Here is a 20,060-nt window from a genome sequence, read left to right as displayed (position 1 = left end):
GGAAGTGCGGATGCTGCTTGCCTGCCCGGCATCTTCGCTAGGCAAGGGCTTCCAAGCCGTCACCACCAGGTTGCGTAGAGGGCGATGAGGATCGCGATCACGGCGGCCGAGGCGATGTTGAATCCCCTCGTCGTCCGGTAGCTGATGCCCTGCGTGCTGATGCGGTCGCGACCGGTCGCGGAAGGCATGGCCAGCGACATCACGACAGCGAGCCCCAGCGCGATCAGGAATACCCATCCCATGCGGTCCATGAAAGGCAGGCCGGGCAAATACATCTTGAACAGATAGCTCAGCGCGACCGAGGCGATGGCGGCGGCGATGGCACCCGCTTCGCTCGCAGGCTTCCAGAACAGGCCCAGCAGGAAGATCACGGTGATGCCCGGCGTGAAGAAGCCGGAGAATTCCTGGATGAACTGGAACGCCTGATCCGAGTTGCCGAGCAATGGCCGCGCCACGACCAGCGCAATCACCGTCGCGATGGCGGCGGCCATCCGCCCGACGAGGACCAATTGCCTCTCGTTCGCATCGCGCCCCTCGGCGTCTTCGGCCCGACTCTCGACGCCCTTGTATTTGGCATAGAGGTCGAGCGTGAAGATCGTGGCAATCGAATTGATCTTGGACGCGGTGGAGGCGATCACCGCCGCCATCAGCGCCGCGAAAACCAACCCGAGAATGCCGGGCGGCAACAGCCGCATCATCGTCGGATAAGCCTCGTCCGGCTTGGCGAGGTCGGGCGCCAGAATCACCGCGGCTATCCCGGGCAGAACGACGATCACGGGCATCAGCAGCTTCAGGAAGGCCGCGAACACCACGCCCTTCTGCGCTTCGGCCAGGCTCTTCGCCGCGAGGGCCCGCTGGATGATATACTGATTGAAACCCCAATAGCTGAGGTTGGCGATCCACATGCCGCCGATCAGCACCGACAGGCCCGGCAGGTCTTTGTAGAAGGGGTTGTCCTTCGTCAGGATCATGTCGAATTTATCGGGCAGCTCGGTGGTGAGCCGCGTGAAGCCGCCGACGACGCCGGCGTCGCCACCGAGTTCGCTCAGCGTGATGCCCGCGATCAGCAACCCGCCCAACACAAGCAAAGTCACCTGCACGATATCGGTCAAGGCCACGGCCTTGAGCCCGCCGTAGAGTTGATAGACGAGGGCGAAACCTCCCAGCGCGAACAGCGCGATGTCCTGGTCGACGCCGGCCACCTTGTTGACCGCGATCGAGCCGAGCCAGACAATCGAGGTAAGGTTCACGAACACATAGAGAATGAGCCAGAACACCGCCATGATGGTGCGAATGCTGGTCCCGTACCGCTGCTCCAGGAATTGCGGCATCGTGTAGATTTCGTTCTTCAGGAAGATGGGCAGGAAGAACTTGCCCACGATCAGCAGCGTAAGTGCCGCCATCCATTCATAGGATGCGATCGCCAGCCCGACCGCATAGCCCGACCCGGACATGCCGACGATCTGTTCGGCCGAGATGTTGGCTGCGATCAGCGACGCTCCGATGGCCCACCAAGGGAGATTCTTCGACGCAAGGAAGTAGTCGGACGAGTCCTTGACCTTACCGTCTTTTTCACGGCTGACCCATTGGGCGAGAAACAGGATCGCGATTCCGTATATTCCCACCACCACGATATCGATCGTCGCGAGCTGCATCCCGCCCCACTCCCTTTTCTGCACCCTCCGGGCCTTTTTGTGAGAAGGCTGGCCAGATTACAAGCGGGTATGCTTGTAAATCGCATGGGTTGCGTCGTGCAAATCCAGCAGTTGGAGTGGCGCTGGTCTCAGCCCTGCGATTTCCTTCAGAGCCGAAAAATCCCCAAAATGATATTTGGTCGGGGAGACAGGATTCGAACCTGCGACCCTCTGCTCCCAAAGCAGATGCGCTACCAGACTGCGCCACTCCCCGAGGCCGAACCTCGTGGCGGGGCGCATAGACCCATCCGCGCCGCGCGACAAGCCGAGTGGTAAACGCCGGCCTTGCCCCTTGCATGTCTGAAATCTTGCGTTCACGAAGCGGGGACTAGAATATTTCGACATTATTCAGGATCGGGAATGGTCATGTCGCGCCCGCAGTTTCGTCTTACACAGTTTCTGGCCATTGCCGGGCTCGCCCTGCTGGCTGCCTGCGCCCAGCCTTTCGAGGCGCGCGTGCAGAGCTTCCAGTCCATGCCGCCGGCGCAGGGGCAGACTTTCTATGTGAAGCCCAGCGATCCGCAGAGGCAAGGCAGCCTTGAGTTCGCCGCTTATGCCGGGCTGGTGGGCACGGAGCTTCAGAAACTGGGCTTCCAGCCGGCGGCTTCGGCCGAAAGCGCCGACCTGCATGTGATGATGGATTTCAACGCCGGCCCCGGGCGGGAGCGGATTGCCACGCGCCCGGGCATGAATCCGGGCTGGGGATGGGGCAGGGGCTGGTATGGCCGCTACGGCGGCTGGTGGGGCAACCCCTGGTATGATCCCTGGGGGCCATGGGGCAATCAGGAAGTCTACAGTTTCACAGTCTATCCCGCCTATCTGCACGTCGCGATCCTGCGCACCTCGGACAAGACTCCGCTGTTCGAGGGTCGCGCGGAAACCACCACGCGGGCAAACGACCTGCCGAGCACCATGCCCAATCTGGTGACCGCTCTCTTCACCGACTTCCCCGGCGCTTCCGCGCGCAGCAAGATCGTCCGCGTTCCAGCCTCGCGCTGATAGCCGGGCGCGAGGGAGTGGAGCCGGGAAACCAGCCGAAGGTCGAGGCAGTTGCGCCTGCCAGAGGATTTGCGCGCATTCCCGTCTGGCTGAGGTGGATGGCGCTGCCGGCCGTCTTCGTGATCCTCTGGTTCGGGGTGATCGGCACCATGCGCGCGGGCGTGAAGGTGGATTTGTCCGTTCGCCCCGGGGCGGAGCAACTGGCCCCTGGCGGCTCCGTCACGCTGGGAATGGCGGCGAGGCTGCTGGAGCAGCAGGTGGAGAAGCGATCCTTCACCCCGAACGATCCCTTCTTCGCGCCCACGGCTTTCACCCGGCGCACGCCTGGATTCCAGGCCTCGGCCGTGGAAACGCTGGCGGCCGGCGTGGAGGCGATGGCCTCGATCGGCGGCAGCGACAGCCTGTCGCTCGCCGCGCAGGAGTTGCAGACGGATCCTTCGCTCTGGTGGATCAGGGCCGGGTGGCCCCCTGTCGGGCGCCCGGCCGAACGGCATTATCGCACGGCGCGCGAGGCGCTGGAGGAAACCAACGCCAATCTGGCGGCGCGGCAATCGGGGCAAGGCCCCTTCGCCGCCAGCCCGCGCGAGCGGAACATGGTGCTTCGGGCCCTGCTCGCGGAAATCGAGGCAGAGACAGCGCGTGGGGATCTGCTGATTCGCACCCCGCGCACCACGGAGGTGCCGGTGCAGATCGCCCGGGCACGCGGCACCGCTTATGCCGCGACGCTGCTTCTGCGCGGACTCGCCGAAGACAGCGCCACTTCGATCCGGGCGTCCGGCCGCGCGGCCCGGTGGGGCGAGGCGCGCGATGCGCTGGACAGCGTGGCGACGCTTGACCCCATCATCCCGCGCGACGAGCATCTGGTTCGTGCCGGCTATTCGCTGTTGATGGCCAGCAACGCGATCCGGGCGATATTGGAGGGGCAGGAATGAACGCTGAGGCGAATGCGGCGGCCGAGACTTTCCTGGTGGTGGTGGACGACACGCCCGAATGCGCCAAGGCCATGCGCTTCGCCGCGCTTCGCGCCCGGCACACCGGCGCGCGCGTTCTGGCGCTGCACGTTCTGAAGCCAACGCAGTTCCTGCAATGGGGCAGTGCCCAGCAGGATATCGAGGAAGAAGCCGAGCAGCTGGGGCAGGCGCTGCTGGCGGCGACGGCCACCGAGGCCGAGGCGCTGACCGGCCAGCGGCCGGAAACCCGCCTGCTGCGCGGGCGGGCAAGCGAGGCGGTTCTGGAGGTGGTCACCAGCGACCGCTCGATCCGGGCGCTGGTGCTGGGCGCGGCGGCGAAAGGAAAGCCCGGGCCATTGGTGGATTTCTTCGCTGGCGAGCGCGCCGGCAGCCTGCCTTGCATGGTGATGATCATCCCCGGGGGAATTTCCGACAGCGATCTCGACCGGCTGACTTGATTTCCCCTCGCGGAATTTCCGACGAATCCGGTCTTGATTGAGACGCCGTGGCGCGCCATCTGGCGGTGAGGAGCCAGACATGCTGATCGAAACCGAACGCACCCCCAATCCCGCCACCCTGAAATTCCTGCCCGGTCAACCGGTTCTGCCGGGGGAGGGCGCGGATTTCGATTCGCCCGAAGCCGCCGAGCGATCCCCTCTGGCGCGGGCGCTGTTCGCGCTTGGCGATGTGGAGCGGGTTTATTTCGGCGCCGATTTCGTCAGCGTCACGAAGGCGCCGGGCAGCCAGGGCTGGGAAACGCTGAAGCCCGATGTGCTGGGCCTGGTGATGGACCATTTCGCCAGCGGCGTGCCGCTGATCGCCGCCGAGGCGGGGGACGCCGAGACCTTCGACGACCCCGAAGATGCCGACATCGTGGCGCAGATCCGCGAGCTTCTGGACACGCGCATTCGCCCGGCGGTGGCGAACGACGGAGGCGACATCGTCTATCGCGGTTTCCAGAAAGGGGTGGTCTATCTGCACATGCGGGGCAGTTGTGCCGGTTGCCCTTCCTCCACCGCAACGCTTAAAGGCGGCATCGAGAATCTGCTGCGCTATTATGTTCCCGAAGTCGTTGAAGTGAGAGCCGTCTGATGCCCGAGTTTCTGCCCGCCGAGGCGCTGGACCAGTTGTTCGAGAAAGCCCGCACCCATTACGACTGGGAGCCGGCGCCGCTGGACGAGGCATTGCTGCGCCGCCTTTACGACCTGACGAAGATGGGGCCGACGTCTGCCAACGCCTCTCCGGCCCGCTTCATCTTCTGCACATCGGCCGAGGCGCGGGACAAGTTGGCTTCGCTGGCCTCCGACGCGAACGCGCCGAAAATCCGCAGCGCGCCCGTGACGGTGATCATCGGCATGGATCTGGCCTTCCACGACAAGCTGCCGCAACTGTTCCCGCACACCGATGCGAAGAGCTGGTTCGAAGGCAATGACGCGCTGATCCGCGAGACGGCGTTCCGCAATTCCAGCCTGCAAGGCGCCTGGCTCATCATGGCGGCGCGGGCGCTGGGGCTGGATACCGGCCCGATGTCCGGCTTCGACAAGGCGGGCGTCGATCGCGCCTTCTGGGAAGGCACGCAGGTGGAGACCAACTTCATCTGCTCGATCGGCCATGGTACGGGCCAGAAGCTGTTCCCGCGCTTGCCGCGCCTGGCCTTCGAGGACGCATGCCGGATCGCCTGAGCGGCCGGACGCTTGTCGTGGCGACCGGCCACGATCTTTCGCTGGCGCTGATCGAGGACGGGAAGCTTCTGGCGGAATCGAACAGGGCGATGGATCGCGGCCATGCCGAAGCCGTTGTGCCGACCATTGCCGCGCTGCTTTCACCCTTCGGGGGGAGCGGCGTTCGCTGCGAACGGGTGGTGGTGGAAACGGGGCCGGGCAGCTTTACCGGCCTGCGCGTAGGGCTTGCCGCCGCCACGGCGCTGGCGCTTGCCTGGAAAGCCGAGTTGCGCGGCATCCGCTCGACCAGGCTGGTGGCTGCCGAATTGCGCGCGCGCGGCAGGATGGAGCCGCTTCTGGTGGCCTTGGGCGCTCCACGCGGGCAGGTCTGGGTGGAAGCTTTCGCCGGCGGCGGGCTGGAAAGCCTGGGGGAGCCCGAGGCGCTGGCGACCGAGGCGGCGCGCCTGCGAGGCGCTGCCTTTCCCCTGGTGGTCGGCTCGGCAGGATTTCTGACTGATGGCGATGCGCTTTTCGCTCCACGGGCGGCGGCCGTCGCATCGCTGGCCGCGACCGATCTTGAGAAGGCGGAGCTTCTGTATGTCCGGGCGGCCGATCCTGTCGCTGCATGAGGATATCGCCCTGAGATGGGCTGATGGCGGGCTGGACGATGCGCTGCTGGCAGCACGTCTGGCGGAGGAGGCCTTCGAGCCGGAGTATCGCGAAGCCTGGACCGCCGGTCAGATCGCCGGCCTTCTGGGCAGCGGCGAATCCTGGCTGGATATCGGCTACAGGGCTGAAGAGCCGGTGGTTTTCGCCTTGTGCCGCAAGGCGGTGGACGAAGTGGAATTGCTGCTCTGCGCAACCAGTCCACGCTGGCGCCGGCGCGGACTTGGGAACGAATTGATCGCCAGGGTCGCGGCGCAATCCCGCAATAGAGGAGCAGGCCGGCTGTTTCTGGAGGTGCGGGCGAGCAATGCCGAGGCGCTTGGTCTCTACCGCAAGGCTGGCTTTTGCGAGAATGGCCGGCGGCCCGGCTATTATCGGACAGTATCTGGCGACAGCATTGATGCAATAACCTTGGCGCTCGCGCTTTGATTGCGGCGATGGTGCGCAGTCATGTATTTTATATCCTGTCGATCTTGCTTGTCTGAAGATTTGATGACATGGAAAAGCGTCCGCGTTTCAGAACGGACAAGGTCGCGGTTGCGGAACTTCCGCTGTTCGAAATAGTGGCACGCCAGGTGTTCGAGGGTGGCTTTGCGAACGGTTCGTTCAGATTGTGGCCATGTTTGCAGATGAATATCTGTAAATGAATATCCAAGACACGATGCCAGGAAAGCGAACTCCCATGACAGATCAAGTTGAGCACAACGACCTTCTGGCCCTGACGGCGGATATCGTTTCGAGCCATGTCGCCAATAACAGCGTGGCGGTGAACGATCTTCCGCAGCTTATCCAGAATGTTTATGCGACGCTTTCCGGCCTTTCCACACCGCCGCAGGCGCCGGAAGTGAAGCAGGAGCCGGCGGTTCCGATCCGCCAGTCCGTGAAGCCGGATTACATCGTCTGCCTGGAAGACGGGAAGAAGCTGAAGATGCTGAAGCGGCATCTGATGACGGCTTATGGCCTGACGCCGGACGATTATCGCGCCAAGTGGGGCCTGCCGGCCGACTATCCTATGGTGGCCCCCAATTACGCCGAATCGCGCCGCCAACTGGCGAAGTCGATCGGCCTTGGCACCACGCGCAGCCGCCCGCGCAGCAAATAATATCCGGGCGCCTGTCGCCCTGAAGTAGAGGCCCGGCCGTCAGTTTGCGACGCCGGGCCTTTTGCTTGGCCGCCTTTTGCTTGGCCCATGCCGGATGGCTGACACAAATTGGACTCTGCCGGTGTGGTATGTCCTTGCCCGTCGCAGCCTCAGGGACTATCTGGATGCAGAGAGCTTTCGGACCATGGAAACATCTTGGCCCGGCGGCAGCGGGCAGCTATTCGCCGGATTGGCGATAACAGGTGAGTGAATGCCGGGAATGATCGACATCGAAGCGCTCTGCCAGGCAAAGGGCCTGCGTATCACCGAACAGCGGCGGGTGATCGCGCGCGTCCTTTCCGACAGCCGGGATCACCCCGATGTCGAGGAATTGCACCGGCGGGCTTCCGCCGTGGACAAGGGCATTTCGATCGCCACCGTCTACCGCACGGTGCGGCTGTTCGAAGAAGCCGGCATTCTGGAGCGGCATGATTTCCGCGACGGCCGTTCCCGCTATGAAGCGACCCCGGACGAGCATCACGATCATCTGATCGACATCGAAAGCGGCGACGTCGTGGAATTCCACGACGAGGAACTGGAAAGGCTGCAGGCGGCGATCGCCGAGCGGCTTGGCTACAAGCTGGTGGATCACCGGCTGGAGCTTTATGGTTCGCCGCTGAAGAAACGCGGCTGACATCTTTCATGGCTGAAGTCGGTGCGATCGACCTTCCCGAGCCGAAACGCCGGGCGAAGCCATTGCGCCCGCAATTGAAGGATCGGCCGTTCCAGCGCATCGGCCATGTGAAGACCATGGCCGGAACGCTGGCCGCGACCGGCGTGCTGCTGCCGCCGGCGCTGACGCTTCGCCTGCTGGGACGGGACGGGGCAGGGCGGGTTCCCATGGCCTGGCATCGCATCGTCAGCCGGTCGCTGGGCGTGCGCAGCCGGCTGATCGGGGCGCCGGCCAGCGGCTCGGTGCTCTATGTGTCCAACCATATATCCTGGCTGGATATTCCGGTGCTGGGCGCCTGGCTGAACGGTTCGTTCGTGGCCAAGGCGGAAGTGGGCGAAATGGGGATGGTCAGCCTGCTGGCCGACCTGCAGAACACCATCTATGTCGAGCGGGAGCAGCGGCGCCGGTCCGCAGAGCAGGCGGGCGCCATCGAAGGGCGCCTGCGCTCGGGCGACAATGTGATTCTCTTCCCGGAAGGCACCAGCAACGATGGCGTTCGGGTGCTGCCGTTCAAGAGCACGCTCTTCTCGGTGGTGGAGGGAGAGGCGGCCGCCGATATCCGCATCCAGCCGATCAGCCTCGCCTACACGCATCTGAACGGCCTGCCGCTGACACGGCAGCGGCTGATGGAAATCGCCTGGGTGGGGGACATGGAGCTCGGGCCGCACGCGATGGAATTCATGCGCCTGGGAAGGATCGCCGCGCGCATCCTGTGCCACGAGCCCGTGCGGCGGACGGACTTCCCTGACAGGAAAGCGCTCGCGCGGCATTGCCATGGCGTGGTATCGGCTGGATATCGGAAGCTGATGCGAGGTGAGATTTGACGCGGAGTTTCGCAATCAAGTCCTTTGGTTGCCAGATGAATGTCTACGATGCGGAGCGCATGGGCGAGGCCCTTGCCGCGAGCGGCCTCAGCGAGTCCGGCGACGATAAAGCCGACATCATCGTTCTGAACACCTGCCACATCCGGGAAAAGGCGGCGGAAAAGCTCTACCATGAGGTGGGGCGGATCGCGGCGCGGGCGCGCGAGGAAGGCCGGCCGAAGCCGGTGGTGGCGGTGACGGGCTGCGTGGCGCAGGCCGAGGGCGCGGAAATCCTGAAGCGCACCGGCTCCGTCGATCTGGTGGTCGGGCCGCAGGCCTATCACCGCCTGCCGGAACTGCTGGAGGCGCAGGCGGCCGGCGTGCGCGACATCGTCGATCTAGACATGCCGGCGGTGCCGAAGTTCGAGCATCTGCCCGAGCGCCGCCGCCGGGCGCCTTCCGCCTTCCTGACGGTGCAGGAAGGCTGCGACAAATTCTGCGCCTTCTGCGTGGTGCCCTACACGCGCGGCGCGGAAGCGTCACGCCCCCTGTCGGCGATCCTGGCCGAGGCGGAGAAGCTGGCCGACGGCGGTGCCTTGGAAATCACTCTGCTGGGGCAGAATGTGAACGCCTGGGCCGATGGCGCCAGCGGCTTCGGCGAACTGGTGCGCGCCGTGGCGGCGATCCCGGGCGTGGAGCGGGTGCGCTACACCACCAGCCATCCGCGCGACGTGACGCCCGAGATGATCCGGGCGCACGCCGAAATCCCCGAGCTGATGCCCTATCTGCATCTCCCCGTGCAGTCCGGTTCGGACCGGGTGTTGCAGGCGATGAACCGCAAGCATGACCGGGCCTTTTATCTCGATCTGATCCGGCAGTTCCGCGACGTGCGGCCGGACCTTGCCATCACGTCGGACTTCATCGTCGGTTTCCCTGGCGAGACGGATGCGGATTTCGAGGATAGCATCAGCCTTGCGCATGGGGTCGGCTATGCGCAGGCCTTCAGCTTCAAATATTCGCCGCGGATCGGCACGCCGGCCGCCGAGCGCGAGGACCAGCTTTCCGAAGAGGTGAAGTCCGAACGCCTGCAGCGATTGCAGGACGCGATCGGCGCTTCGGCGCTGGCCTTCAACCAGCGCTCGGTGGGCCTGGTTTGCGAGGTTCTGATCGAGCGGCGCGGGCGCCGGGCGGATCAGTGGATCGGCAAATCCCCTTGGCTGCAATCGGTGGTTGTCACCGATCCGCAACTGACCATGGGCGATATGGTGCAAGTGGAGCTGGTTGCCGCCGGCCCGAACAGCCTGGAGGGACGATTGTTGACCCGGAAAACCGCCGCGCAATGGTGAAGAAGCACGCCGACTCCGGCGCAAGGGGGGCGGCGGAACCGCCGCAGCATGGCAAGGCGCGGGTGGAACTGGAATTCGACCGGCCGGCGCTGCTGGGCACCCTGTTCGGCCAGTTCGACCAGAATCTGATCACCATCGAGAACCGGCTGGGCGTCTATATCGCCGCGCGCGGCAACCGGGTGGCGGTGGAGGGCGAGCCGCTGGGGATCGCCCGGGCGCGCGACGTGCTGAACGAGCTTTACGCCCGGCTGGAGCGCGGCCTGCCCGTGGACAGCGGCGACGTGGAGGCGGCGATCGCCATGGTCGGCGAAACCACCTCCGAGGGGGTGCGCGTGGAGGCCGGCGGGCCGCCGGCGATGATCCGCACCCGCCGCAAGACGATCGTGGCGCGGACGGCGACGCAGGCGCAATATATCCAGGCGCTCGGCCATAACGACATGATCTTCGCGCTGGGGCCGGCCGGCACCGGCAAGACCTATCTGGCGGTGGCGCAGGCGGTCAGCCAGTTGATTTCCGGCTCGGTCGACCGGCTGATCCTGTCCCGCCCGGCGGTGGAGGCCGGGGAGCGGCTGGGCTTCCTTCCGGGCGACATGAAGGAGAAGGTCGATCCCTATCTCCGCCCGCTTTACGATGCGCTTTACGACATGCTGCCGTCCGAGCAAGTGGAGCGGCGGATCGCGTCTGGCGAGATCGAGATCGCGCCTCTGGCCTTCATGCGCGGGCGGACGCTGGCGCACGCCTTCGTCATCCTGGACGAGGCGCAGAACACCACGCCGCAGCAGATGAAGATGTTCCTCACCCGCTTCGGCGAGGGCAGCCGCATGGTGATCTGCGGCGACCCGAAGCAGGTGGACCTTCCCGACCCGGGCAAGAGCGGGCTGGCCGATGCGGTGAGCCGGCTGGAAGGAATTCCGGGACTTGCCGTGCAGCGCTTCACGGCGAAGGACGTGGTGCGGCACCCGATCGTCGGGCGGATCGTCCAGGCCTATGAGGGGCCTGATGCTTGACGTCGATTGCGACATAGTCGCCGGGGACTGGGACGAACGCTTCGACTGGGAGGGGCTTGCGCTTGACGCGGTGTCCGCGGCGCTGGCCGGCGGCGGACAGGGGCATCTGCTGGAAGGCGAGGGGGCGCTCGTCGAAGTCTCCGTCCGCCTGTCGGACGATGAGGAGGTCCAGCGCCTGAACCGCGATTATCGCGGCAAGGACAAGCCGACCAACATCCTTTCCTTCCCGATGCTGGAAGCGGCGGATGTGGAGGTCGTGCTGGCGCAGCCGGACATGGACCTGCTGCTGGGCGACATGGCGCTTGCCTTTGAGACCAGCGCGAGCGAAGCTTCGGACAAGGGCATCCCCCTTGCCGACCATGTGACGCATCTTCTGGTGCATGGAACCCTGCACCTGCTGGGCCATGACCATCAGGACGACCCGTCGGCCGAAGCGATGGAGGCGCTGGAAACGCGCATCCTCGCCGGCCTTGGAATAGCCAACCCCTATGCCGAGGCGCCCGAGATGGCACCCGCGGCAAGGGCAGTGGATGAAAGACCATGAGCGACCCTTCCTCTAGACCCGCGGACGGCCCTTCCCTCTGGAGCGCCGTCCGCGAATTCCTGCATATGAAAGGCCCGAACACCTTGCGGGCGTCGATCGAGGAGGCGATCGAGGAACATGCGGAGGAGGGCGCGAGCCCCGGAGACCTGGACCAGGATGAGCGCCTGATGTTGCGCAACATGCTGGAACTGGCCGAGCAGAAAGCCGGCGATGTGGCCGTGCAACGCTCGGATATCATTGCCATTCCCGACGATCATGATTTCGCCCGCATCGTCTCCGCCTTCCGCGAGGCCGGGCACAGCCGGCTGCCCGTCTACCACAAGTCCCTGGATGAAGTGACGGGCATGCTGCATGTGAAGGACATCTACACCGTCATCGCCGACCGCTTCGGCCAGCCGGCGCACGAAAGCGCGGCGTTGCCGGCGGTGGCGGACCTGCTTCGACCCGTGCTGTTCGTCCCCCCTTCCATGCCGGTCGTCGACCTGCTGACCGACATGCGCCGCAACCGCACGCACATGGCGATCGTGGTGGACGAATATGGCGGCACCGACGGGCTGGTGACCATCGAGGATATTGTCGAGGAAATCGTCGGCGAGATCGAGGACGAGCATGACGATGTGGAGCAATCGCTGATCGTCCGCCACCCGAACGGCCTGGTGGAAGCGGACGCGCGCGTCGATCTGGACGATCTGGAGCGCGATCTTGGCGTGCGCTTCATCGACGATGAACTGGGCGACGAAGTGGACACGCTGGGCGGCCTGTCGGTGCTGATGGCCGGCCGGGTGCCCGAGGCCGGAGAGCGTTTCCCGCACCCCAATGGCTGGGGCATCGAAGTGACCGCCAGCGACGGCCGCCGGGTGGAGCGGCTGATGCTGCATCCGCCGGTGGCCGCCGAAGCGGAGCCCGAAATCGAAGGCTGAAACTCAGCCTTGAAGCAGATTATGCCGCTTCATGGCGTGCCGGAGTTGATCGTAACTGAGCCCCAGCATCTGCGCGGCTCGGCGCTGGTTGTGCCGGCTGGCGCCCAGCGCCTGTTCCAGCAGCTTGCGTTCGTAAAGGGCTATCGCTCCACGGAAATCCGATGGCAGGGGCGTTTCGGTTTCGGGCTTTTCCGCTTCGGCCGGGCTGTTGGTTTCGGGTAGGGGCAGGGCCATGGCCGACGAGGGGCGGGTGAAGGCGCCGGTCGGCCGCCAGGGGCTTTCGAACGGATTGAGGTCCAGCGCGCCGATCGGCCGCTCCGCCTCGCCCCAGCGGTAGACGGCGCGCTCCACGGCGTTCTTCAGTTCGCGGACATTGCCGGGCCAGTCATGCGCTTCCAGCTCTTCCAGCACCCGCGCGGAAAAGCCGGGAAAGCGGTTCCAGCCGAGTTCGGAAGCCATCCGCCGGCCGAAGAAATCGGCAAGCGGGCGGATATCCTCCCGCCGCGCGCGCAAGGGGGGCAAGGTGATGACCTCGAAGGAGAGGCGGTCCAGAAGGTCGGCGCGGAATTTTCCCTGCTCGGCGAGGCGCGGCAAATCCTCGTTGGTGGCCGCGACCACGCGCACGTCCACCCGGATGACGCGCGTGCTGCCGAGGCGCGCCAGTTCGCCATATTCGACGACCCTCAGCAGCCGCTCCTGCCCGGCCGCCGTCAGCATGCCGACTTCGTCCAGGAAAAGCGTGCCGCCGTCGGCTTCCTCGAATCGGCCGGCCCGGGCGCGAACGGCGCCGGTGAAGGCGCCGGCCTCATAGCCGAACAATTCCGCATCCAGCAGGGTTTCGGGCAACGCCGCGCAATTGAGGCTGACGAGCGGCTCCTCCCATCGGGGGGAAAGGCGGTGCAGGCGCTCGGCGATCATTTCCTTGCCGGTTCCACGCTCGCCGACGACCAGCACCGGGCGGCTGAGGGGCGCGGCGGCGCTCGCCCTTTCGACTGCATCCAGGAAGGGGCCCGACTGGCCGATCAATTGCGTGGGTTTTTCCGGCATGGCGATGAAAATAGCAGATTGGGGAAATCTGCCAATAGTTGGCGATCCGCGCTGGATATTGGGGCTGTTCGAATTTCCGGGATTGATCCAAGCTTTTGATTTTACGAATATATCTTTTGAATAATGAAGTTGGCACGAAATCTGCATTGTTTGCTGCGAACAGAATAAACGGAGGTTGGAACGACGATGAAAAACCCGACTGCCACCAGTCCCACGGAACGGAGCGTTTCGTGAGCGGTCGGTCCCTGGCCCGGGCGGGTGGCGAAGCCCCCCTCTCTCTCGACTTCCCGTCCGGGCCGGTTTCTTTCACAATCGTCGGCGAATCCGAAACACCGACATATCGTAGCGAGGATCTGACAATGGGCATTTTCTCCCGCGCCCGGGACATCATCCAGGCCAATGTGAACGACCTTCTCGACCGCGCGGAGGATCCGGCCAAGACCATCCGTCTCGTCATCATGGAGATGGAGGAAACGCTGGTGGAAGTGCGGGCGTCCGCCGCGCGCACCATCGCCGACCAGAAGGAGATCCGCCGCACCATCCTGAAGCTGGAGCAGGCGCAGGCGAACTGGGCGGAAAAGGCCGAGCTGGCGCTTTCCAAGGACCGCGAGGATCTGGCGACGGCGGCGCTGACCGAAAAGCAGAAGGTGGCGCAGACCGCCGCCATGCTGCGCGGGGAAGTGGATGTGCTGGAAGAGCAGCTCCGCGCCCATGAGGACGATATCGGCAAGCTGGAAGCGAAGCTGCGCGAAGCCCGCACCCGGCAGAATGCGCTGATCTCGCGGCTGGAATCGGCGCAGAACCGCGCCCGCGTCCGCGCCATGACCCGTGGCGCCCGGGTGGAGGAGGCCTTCTCCCGCTTCGAGGTTCTGGAACGCCGCGTCGACATGGCCGAGGGCCGCGCCGAGGTCTACGATCTCGCGCCCGTGCCGAAGTCGCTGGAAGAGGAAATCGCCGAGTTGCGCTCGAACGATGCGGTCGCCGCCGAGCTCGCCGAGCTCAAGGCCCGCATGCAGCAGAAGCACTGAGCCGGCGGCGAAGGAAGGGGTTGACCCATGGAAAACCTGATCCCGCTGACCGCCATCATCGCCATCTTCGTCGGCATGCCCTGGCTGATCCTGCACTATCTGACGAAGTGGAAGCAGGCGAAGTCGATCACCGTCGAGGATGAGGATCTGCTGGACGAACTGCACGATATCGCCCGCCGGCTGGACGAGCGGATGCACACGATCGAGCGGATCATCGCCGCCGATCGTGGCGAAGCGCCCCGGGCGCCGGAACTGAACAAGGATGAAAGGCTGGGTGATTTCCGCTCGCCCGGCCAGCCGACGGAACTGCGTTCCCGTGGCCTCAGGAAGGACTATTGATCATGGCACGCCGCACTGGTTTCTACCTCGACAAGCGCAACGGCAAGGTGATGGGCGTCTGCGCCGGAATCGCCGACTATACCGGCTTCGATGTGCTCTGGGTCCGCATCGGCTTCGTGCTGGCGACGCTGTTCGGCTTTCCCTTCCCGCTGATCGCCTATTTCGTGATCGGCTGGATGGCGGATGCTAAGCCGAACACCCTTTATGTCGACGACGCCGATCCGGAGGAGCGGGAATTCTGGCAGAAGACCCGCGCCGCGCCCGGCCGCTCGATCCGCGAGGTGCGCTCCACCTTCCGCGATGTGGACCGCCGCCTGCGCGATATCGAGCTGACCTACACCAGCCCGAACCACCGCCTGGCCCGCGAGATCGACGAACTTCGCTGATCCGGACAATTTCAAAAGGGGGAAGCCCATATGTTCAACTCGCCTTTCATCGTGCCGGTGGTGGCGATGATGATCCCGATCATCGCGATCATCATGAAGAACTGGCGCCAGGTGCAGAACCGCAAGCTGGACCTGATGGAAAAAAGCACATCGGAACTGACCAATGTGGCGCAGGCGCGGATCGAGAAACTGGAGGCGCGGGTGGCCGTGCTGGAGCGGATCGCGACCGACAAGCGCCTGGCGCTCGCCGACGAGATCGACGCGCTTGGCCATCAGGGCCTGTCGCAGGCCCGTCCGCGGCTCGACCAGTAAGGACAAACAAATGATGGAATTTCTGACTTCGCCGACTTTCGCGATCGTCGGGCTCGGGGCAACGCTTGGCTGGGTGTTCACCACCTGGCTTCGGGTGAAGCACGGTTACCCGCTGGAAGGAAGCTGGGGGCAGGCGCTGAAGCCCGCGCACAACAATGAACAGGTCGAGCGGCTGAAGCTGCTCACGTCCGAGAACGCGCAGCTTCAGGCCGAACTGGGCGCCCTGAAAGACCGGGTTCAGACGCTGGAGCGTATCGCCACCGATGGCGGCAGCCGCCTGAGCCGCGAAATCGACGATCTTCGCCACTGAGCTTGCCGAAGGAAGGATCTGGACAATGGGGTTCTGGGAGGCGGTCGTTCTGATCGTTGCGATCGTGGTGATCGGCAAGGTGATGAGCGGGGGGCGGTGGAACAAGGAAAAGGGACGGTGGGAGCGGCATTCGCCCGACAATCCTTATGTGCGCGCGTCGGCCGGAGACGAAGTGACTCTTCTGCGCAAGGAGATCGTCAGGCTGAACGAGCGGGTGCAGACGCTGGAGAAGATCGCCATAGACCCCTCGCGCCAGCTTTCGGACGAGATCGAGCGCCTCCGCCATTCGCCGCCACGCGCCGGCGGCAACGGCCATCACACCGACGCCTGATCGCCTGCCTGCCTGAAACACAAGCCTTTCTCCGGCGGAGGTTTTCTTCGCCGGGGAGTTGCTTTAGGCGGTGCCCATGGCTTTGACTTTCGCCGAACTGGAAGAGGAATGGGAGGCGGCGCTCGACTGGGACGAGCGTTATGCGCTGCTGATCGACATCGGCCGGCAGTTGCCGCCGATGGACTCCGCTTTGAAGACCGCCGCCACAAAGGTTCCCGGCTGCTCGGCCAATGTCTGGGTGTATCCGGTGACCGAAGGCGGACTGCTGAAATTCCAGGCCGACAGCGATGCGGCGATCACCAAGGGGATCGTGGCGCTGGTGGTGCTGATGGCCGACGGCAAGCGCCCGGAAGCCGTGCTGGCAACGGATTTCGAGGGCGCCATCGACCGGCTCGGGCTTCGCCAGCATCTCTCCTCCAACCGCACCCAGGGTTTGCCGAACATGATCGCGCGTGTGCGCGAGGCCGCGGCCAGGATGGCGGCGTGAACGCCAGCCAGCCCTTCGACCGGGAGCGGATGCGCCGTTTCGTCGACAAGTTCATGTCGGCGGTTCCGCACCTGAACGCGCTGGGGATCGGTTTCGCCGATTCCGGGCCGGACTGGGCCGAATTGCAAATGCCTTACGCGCCGCAATTGGTCGCCTATCCCGAAACGGGGGTGATCGCGTCCGGCGCCATCTTCTCGTTGATGGATTCGGCCGCGGGTTTCGCGGTGCTGGTGAAGCGCGGCAAGCTGGAGCCGCATGCGACGCTGGATCTTCGCTGCGACTATCTGCGGCCGGCGGAGCCGGGGAAGACGGTGATTGGCCGGGTGGAGTGCTACAAGCTCACGCACCGCATCGCCTTCGTGCGCGGGATCGCGCATGATGGGGTGCCGGATCATCCGATCGCCCATGTGGCGGGAACCTTCATGTTCACGAGCGCGGACGCATGAGTGCCGGAGCCATCGCCCAACTGCCGCCTTACGCCGCCATGCTGGATTTGCGGATCGGCGAAAATGTCGTGACCATGCCGTTCAGCCCGCATCTGATCGGTTCGCCCGGTCGCCTCCATGGAGGTTCCGTCGCCGGGCTGATGGAGATCGCCGCGAACATCAAGGTCCGCGCGGCGCTGGAGAACGAGCCGGCCACGATCAAGCCGATCAACGTCACCGTCGACTATCTGCGCGAAGGCGCGATGGAGGACAGCCATGCCGAAGCCTTCATCATGCGGATCGGCCGGCGTGTCGCCAATGTCCGCGTGGAAGCCTGGCAGGGGGACCGGGGACGGCTGATCGCGGCGGCGCGGATGAACCTGCTGATTGCGCGCGAAGCGCCACAAAAAGCTACCTAGGCTTGAATCACTCCACGCACCGTGCGGAGGACAGGATGGGGCTGGAACTGGAACTGAAGGCAGGGCTCGGCGCGACGGAGGCGGCCAGCCTGTCGGGTGAACTGGATGCGCGCGCAGGCCGGCACCAGCCGGCAGAGAATTTGCGCGCCATCTATTTCGACAGCGAGGATGAGCGGCTGGGACGGGCGGGCATCGCCCTTAGAATCCGCGCCGAAGGCAAGGGGCTGGTGCAGACCGCCAAGATCGGCCGATCGACCGTCGGCGGCTTTCACCAGGTTCGCGAGGTGGAGGCGGTTGTGCCCCGCTGGCAACTGGATTTGCAGGCCGTTCCGGACGCGGCCTTGCGTGCGGACATATTGGAAAAGCTGGGCGGACAGGAGGCCACGCCGCGTTTCCAAACACGCATTCAACGCCAGCGCTGGGTGGTGCGGCACGACCATGGCATAGTGGAAGCCGCCCTGGACGAAGGTGAGATAAGGGCTGGCGCTGCGGTGATGCCGGTTCACGAACTGGAGCTGGAACTTCTGGAAGGTTCCCCGGAATCGGTGTTCGAACTGGCGGCCGACCTTCTGGGAAGCGAAATCGTGCAACTGACGCTGCCTTCCAAGGCGGCGCGTGGACAGATGCTGGCGAATGGCAAGACATGGCAGCCAGCCGTTTCCGGCGGCAAGCCCAGCCCGGCGGTTTCCGGCGAGCCCGGGGTGGAAAGCTGGGGCAGGGCGCTGGAGAAGCTGGCCCCCGCCATTGCCGGCAACCTGTTCCTGCTGTTCCGCGAGCCTGACCCGGAAGGCCCGCACCAGTTGCGCGTCGCGCTGCGGCGGCTGCGGTCCGCCATTCACCTGCACAAGCCCTTGTTGCGGCCTGGACTGGCTCTCGCGCTTTCCACCTCCGCGCGGGACATCGGGCGGCTCGTGGCGCCGTTGCGCGATTGCGACGTGCTGACCGAAGCCTTCGCCAGACGCGATGCCTTGAGCCCGGATCTGCTGGAGTCCTTGGCGGGGCATCGGCAACAGCTTCGGGAAGAAGTGATCCGGTCGCTTCGAGACGCGCGGGCGACGGGCTTCGCCATCCGGCTGCTTGGTCTCGCCTCCATCGGCGGCTGGAAGGGGCAGGCCGAAGCGCAGCATCTCACCATCGACCAATTGTCGGAAATCGCATTCGCCAAACTGTGGAAGAAGGCCTTGCGCCTGGGAGACAGCCTCTCCGCATTGGCGGACGAAGAGCGCCACGAGTTGCGGAAGTATCTCAAGAAAATACGGTATCTTATGGAAATTTCACCATCTTCAGTCGATCGAAAAAATTTCGCAGCCAGGATTAAAAAGCTCCAGGAAGAGCTTGGTTTTCTGAATGATGTTGCGGTTTTCGGCGATTGGAATCCACCTGTCCCGCCAGAACAGGCGAGTGAACTCGCCTCGGCCCGCAAACTATATGTGAAGGCCATGACCGAGCGATCCGACCTGGCGCTGGGCCGTGCCTGCCGCCATTGGCGGGATGTCAGGGGTTCGGCGCCGAACCTTGCAGCGCAGCCACAGCCTTGACCGCTTCCGTCACGCTGTCGCTGAAGAAGCCGTCTATTCCGGCCTTCAGATAGTCGGTTATCTCCGCCGCGCCATCGCCGCGCGCGAGCGGGCTGTCGCCGGAGCGGCGATTGGTGGGGAGGAAATAATTTTCGGGCCTGAAGGTCCAGACATGCACCTGAAGCCCGGCGGCATGCGCATCCCGCACCAGCGAGGTCGGCCTGGCGAGGTTGCCATCGGCGTCGCGCATGATGACCATCAGCCTTTCCGCGCCGATCCCGTCGACATGGCGCGCAAGCTGCTTCAGCCCCGCGGGCGTTGCCATGTCGGCATAGCTGCTTCCCGGCCGGTCGGGTGGCCCGCCTTCGCCCGCCATCAACTGGATGAGCCGCAATTCGGTGCGGGGTCTCAGCGCTTCCAGATTCCCGGCCTCGAAGCTCTGGATGAAAACGGGATCGCTCTTCGCCTTGTAGCCGGCCCGGGAAAGCGCGGCCAGAAGCGGCTCTTCCAGAGGCAGGCCGATGGAGCGGAAATAGCTGGGGTGCTTGGTCTCCGGATAAAGCCCGATCCGCCGGCCCAGGCGCTTTTCCTCTGCCTTCACAAAATCCAATATCTCATTGAAAGTTGGAATGCTTTCCTGCCCATCAAAAGCCATATTCGCCGGGCGGAGCTGCGGCAGCCGTTCGCGCACTTTCAGCGTTTTCAGCTCTGCCAGGGTGAAGTCCTCGGTGAACCAGCCTTCCACCTGCTGTCCGTCGATCTGCTTGCGCGTGCGGCGGGATGCGAATTCCGGGTGATCCGCCACATTGGTCGTGGTGGAAATCTCATTCTCGTGCCGCGCCACCAGATGGCCGTCTTTCGTCGCCACCAGATCCGGCTCGATCACGTCGGCGCCCTGTTCGATGGCCAGCTTATAGGCCATCAGACTATGCTCCGGCCTGTCCGCCGAGGCGCCACGGTGGGCGATGATCAGGGGGCGAGGGTCAGAGGCGGCCATGGTGGAACTCGGGGTGAAGAGAAGCGCGAGCCCCAGGATGAGTGCAGGTTTCATGACA

The 20,060-nt window shown here is 64.7% G+C and carries 27 protein-coding genes and 1 tRNA gene; 24 read left to right on the top strand and 4 right to left on the bottom strand.

All coding sequences use genetic code 11. The annotated features are described in order from the left end of the window. Positions 1 to 59: 59 nt before the first annotated feature. Positions 60 to 1,655, bottom strand: coding sequence for a sodium/sugar symporter (locus L6Q21_RS03845; RefSeq protein WP_237829213.1), 1,596 nt, complete (start codon positions 1,653 to 1,655; stop codon positions 60 to 62). Between the two features lie 176 nt (positions 1,656 to 1,831). Next, positions 1,832 to 1,908, bottom strand: a tRNA-Pro gene (locus L6Q21_RS03840). Between the two features lie 152 nt (positions 1,909 to 2,060). Between L6Q21_RS03840 and L6Q21_RS03835 the strand changes: the two genes are divergently transcribed. The 14 genes from L6Q21_RS03835 to L6Q21_RS03770 all read left to right on the top strand — a co-directional run bounded on the left by L6Q21_RS03835 (position 2,061) and on the right by L6Q21_RS03770 (position 12,404). Continuing rightward, positions 2,061 to 2,693, top strand: a complete 633-nt coding sequence (locus L6Q21_RS03835) for a DUF4136 domain-containing protein (protein ID WP_237829212.1) — start codon at positions 2,061 to 2,063, stop codon at positions 2,691 to 2,693. A gap of 98 nt (positions 2,694 to 2,791) precedes the next feature. Further along, on the top strand, positions 2,792 to 3,625 hold the full coding sequence (locus tag L6Q21_RS03830) for a hypothetical protein (RefSeq protein ID WP_237829211.1): 834 nt from the start codon (positions 2,792 to 2,794) through the stop codon (positions 3,623 to 3,625). Continuing rightward, positions 3,622 to 4,101 (top strand): universal stress protein, encoded by a 480-nt coding sequence (locus L6Q21_RS03825; RefSeq protein ID WP_237829210.1) that lies wholly within the window; start codon positions 3,622 to 3,624, stop codon positions 4,099 to 4,101. The genes L6Q21_RS03830 and L6Q21_RS03825 overlap by 4 nt, the downstream gene beginning before the upstream one ends. 79 nt (positions 4,102 to 4,180) lie before the next feature. Continuing rightward, complete coding sequence (locus tag L6Q21_RS03820) at positions 4,181 to 4,735, top strand: NifU family protein (protein ID WP_237829209.1); 555 nt, start codon at positions 4,181 to 4,183, stop codon at positions 4,733 to 4,735. Continuing rightward, positions 4,735 to 5,325: a malonic semialdehyde reductase gene (locus L6Q21_RS03815; protein WP_237829208.1), complete on the top strand. Its 591-nt coding sequence runs from the start codon at positions 4,735 to 4,737 to the stop codon at positions 5,323 to 5,325. Before L6Q21_RS03820 ends, L6Q21_RS03815 begins: the two co-directional genes overlap by 1 nt. Beyond that, a complete protein-coding gene (gene tsaB / locus L6Q21_RS03810) occupies positions 5,310 to 5,933 on the top strand; it encodes a tRNA (adenosine(37)-N6)-threonylcarbamoyltransferase complex dimerization subunit type 1 TsaB (protein WP_237829207.1) in 624 nt (207 codons plus the stop codon). Before L6Q21_RS03815 ends, tsaB begins: the two co-directional genes overlap by 16 nt. After that, positions 5,902 to 6,399, top strand: a complete 498-nt coding sequence (locus L6Q21_RS03805) for a GNAT family N-acetyltransferase (RefSeq protein ID WP_237829206.1) — start codon at positions 5,902 to 5,904, stop codon at positions 6,397 to 6,399. The genes tsaB and L6Q21_RS03805 overlap by 32 nt, the downstream gene beginning before the upstream one ends. 253 nt (positions 6,400 to 6,652) lie before the next feature. Next, on the top strand, positions 6,653 to 7,072 hold the full coding sequence (locus L6Q21_RS03800) for a Ros/MucR family transcriptional regulator (protein WP_237829205.1): 420 nt from the start codon (positions 6,653 to 6,655) through the stop codon (positions 7,070 to 7,072). 250 nt (positions 7,073 to 7,322) lie between these two features. Then, positions 7,323 to 7,745, top strand: coding sequence for a Fur family transcriptional regulator (locus L6Q21_RS03795; RefSeq protein WP_237829204.1), 423 nt, complete (start codon positions 7,323 to 7,325; stop codon positions 7,743 to 7,745). A gap of 8 nt (positions 7,746 to 7,753) precedes the next feature. After that, on the top strand, positions 7,754 to 8,608 hold the full coding sequence (locus L6Q21_RS03790; RefSeq protein WP_237829203.1) for a lysophospholipid acyltransferase family protein: 855 nt from the start codon (positions 7,754 to 7,756) through the stop codon (positions 8,606 to 8,608). Beyond that, positions 8,605 to 9,933, top strand: coding sequence for a tRNA (N6-isopentenyl adenosine(37)-C2)-methylthiotransferase MiaB (gene miaB / locus L6Q21_RS03785; RefSeq protein WP_255696700.1), 1,329 nt, complete (start codon positions 8,605 to 8,607; stop codon positions 9,931 to 9,933). The genes L6Q21_RS03790 and miaB overlap by 4 nt, the downstream gene beginning before the upstream one ends. Further along, on the top strand, positions 9,927 to 10,940 hold the full coding sequence (locus L6Q21_RS03780; protein ID WP_237829201.1) for a PhoH family protein: 1,014 nt from the start codon (positions 9,927 to 9,929) through the stop codon (positions 10,938 to 10,940). Before miaB ends, L6Q21_RS03780 begins: the two co-directional genes overlap by 7 nt. Continuing rightward, positions 10,933 to 11,484, top strand: a complete 552-nt coding sequence (ybeY, locus tag L6Q21_RS03775; RefSeq protein ID WP_237829199.1) for an rRNA maturation RNase YbeY — start codon at positions 10,933 to 10,935, stop codon at positions 11,482 to 11,484. The genes L6Q21_RS03780 and ybeY overlap by 8 nt, the downstream gene beginning before the upstream one ends. Continuing rightward, complete coding sequence (locus L6Q21_RS03770; RefSeq protein ID WP_237829198.1) at positions 11,481 to 12,404, top strand: hemolysin family protein; 924 nt, start codon at positions 11,481 to 11,483, stop codon at positions 12,402 to 12,404. The genes ybeY and L6Q21_RS03770 overlap by 4 nt, the downstream gene beginning before the upstream one ends. A 3-nt stretch (positions 12,405 to 12,407) precedes the next feature. On the opposite strand, the gene pspF is transcribed toward L6Q21_RS03770, so the two are convergent. Beyond that, positions 12,408 to 13,451 carry a phage shock protein operon transcriptional activator gene (gene pspF, locus L6Q21_RS03765; protein ID WP_237829197.1) on the bottom strand — a complete coding sequence of 348 codons (1,044 nt, stop codon included), beginning with the start codon at positions 13,449 to 13,451 and terminating at the stop codon, positions 12,408 to 12,410. Between the two features lie 359 nt (positions 13,452 to 13,810). Here pspF and pspA point away from each other — a divergent pair, with 359 nt between their 5' ends. From pspA to L6Q21_RS03715, 10 genes are all read left to right on the top strand, one after another. Continuing rightward, a complete protein-coding gene (gene pspA / locus L6Q21_RS03760; RefSeq protein WP_237829196.1) occupies positions 13,811 to 14,479 on the top strand; it encodes a phage shock protein PspA in 669 nt (222 codons plus the stop codon). A gap of 27 nt (positions 14,480 to 14,506) precedes the next feature. Beyond that, positions 14,507 to 14,818, top strand: coding sequence for an envelope stress response membrane protein PspB (gene pspB, locus L6Q21_RS03755; RefSeq protein WP_237829195.1), 312 nt, complete (start codon positions 14,507 to 14,509; stop codon positions 14,816 to 14,818). Beyond that, complete coding sequence (gene pspC / locus L6Q21_RS03750) at positions 14,818 to 15,204, top strand: envelope stress response membrane protein PspC (RefSeq protein ID WP_237829321.1); 387 nt, start codon at positions 14,818 to 14,820, stop codon at positions 15,202 to 15,204. The genes pspB and pspC overlap by 1 nt, the downstream gene beginning before the upstream one ends. Before the next feature lie 30 nt (positions 15,205 to 15,234). After that, on the top strand, positions 15,235 to 15,516 hold the full coding sequence (locus L6Q21_RS03745; RefSeq protein WP_237829194.1) for a hypothetical protein: 282 nt from the start codon (positions 15,235 to 15,237) through the stop codon (positions 15,514 to 15,516). Between the two features lie 10 nt (positions 15,517 to 15,526). Next, positions 15,527 to 15,826: a hypothetical protein gene (locus L6Q21_RS03740; protein ID WP_418895799.1), complete on the top strand. Its 300-nt coding sequence runs from the start codon at positions 15,527 to 15,529 to the stop codon at positions 15,824 to 15,826. A gap of 25 nt (positions 15,827 to 15,851) precedes the next feature. After that, positions 15,852 to 16,157 carry a hypothetical protein gene (locus L6Q21_RS03735; protein ID WP_237829192.1) on the top strand — a complete coding sequence of 102 codons (306 nt, stop codon included), beginning with the start codon at positions 15,852 to 15,854 and terminating at the stop codon, positions 16,155 to 16,157. 76 nt (positions 16,158 to 16,233) lie between these two features. Next, the gene (locus L6Q21_RS03730; RefSeq protein ID WP_237829190.1) at positions 16,234 to 16,644 is read left to right on the top strand and encodes a SufE family protein; all 411 of its coding nucleotides are present in this window, start codon (positions 16,234 to 16,236) and stop codon (positions 16,642 to 16,644) included. Then, a complete protein-coding gene (locus L6Q21_RS03725) occupies positions 16,641 to 17,090 on the top strand; it encodes a PaaI family thioesterase (RefSeq protein ID WP_418895798.1) in 450 nt (149 codons plus the stop codon). Before L6Q21_RS03730 ends, L6Q21_RS03725 begins: the two co-directional genes overlap by 4 nt. Further along, positions 17,087 to 17,488, top strand: coding sequence for a PaaI family thioesterase (locus L6Q21_RS03720; protein ID WP_237829188.1), 402 nt, complete (start codon positions 17,087 to 17,089; stop codon positions 17,486 to 17,488). The genes L6Q21_RS03725 and L6Q21_RS03720 overlap by 4 nt, the downstream gene beginning before the upstream one ends. A gap of 2 nt (positions 17,489 to 17,490) precedes the next feature. Next, the gene (locus tag L6Q21_RS03715) at positions 17,491 to 19,026 is read left to right on the top strand and encodes a CYTH and CHAD domain-containing protein (RefSeq protein ID WP_237829187.1); all 1,536 of its coding nucleotides are present in this window, start codon (positions 17,491 to 17,493) and stop codon (positions 19,024 to 19,026) included. Here the strand turns inward: L6Q21_RS03715 and L6Q21_RS03710 are convergent. Then, positions 18,983 to 20,056: a glycerophosphodiester phosphodiesterase gene (locus tag L6Q21_RS03710; RefSeq protein ID WP_418895797.1), complete on the bottom strand. Its 1,074-nt coding sequence runs from the start codon at positions 20,054 to 20,056 to the stop codon at positions 18,983 to 18,985. The genes L6Q21_RS03715 and L6Q21_RS03710 overlap by 44 nt on opposite strands. Between the last annotated feature and the right edge of the window lie 4 nt (positions 20,057 to 20,060).

Origin of the sequence: Sandaracinobacteroides sayramensis, assembly GCF_022014495.1 — a bacterium.
In the GTDB taxonomy this organism is placed as follows: domain Bacteria; phylum Pseudomonadota; class Alphaproteobacteria; order Sphingomonadales; family Sphingomonadaceae; genus Sandaracinobacteroides; species Sandaracinobacteroides sayramense.
This window is presented reverse-complemented; position numbering and strand designations above follow the sequence as displayed.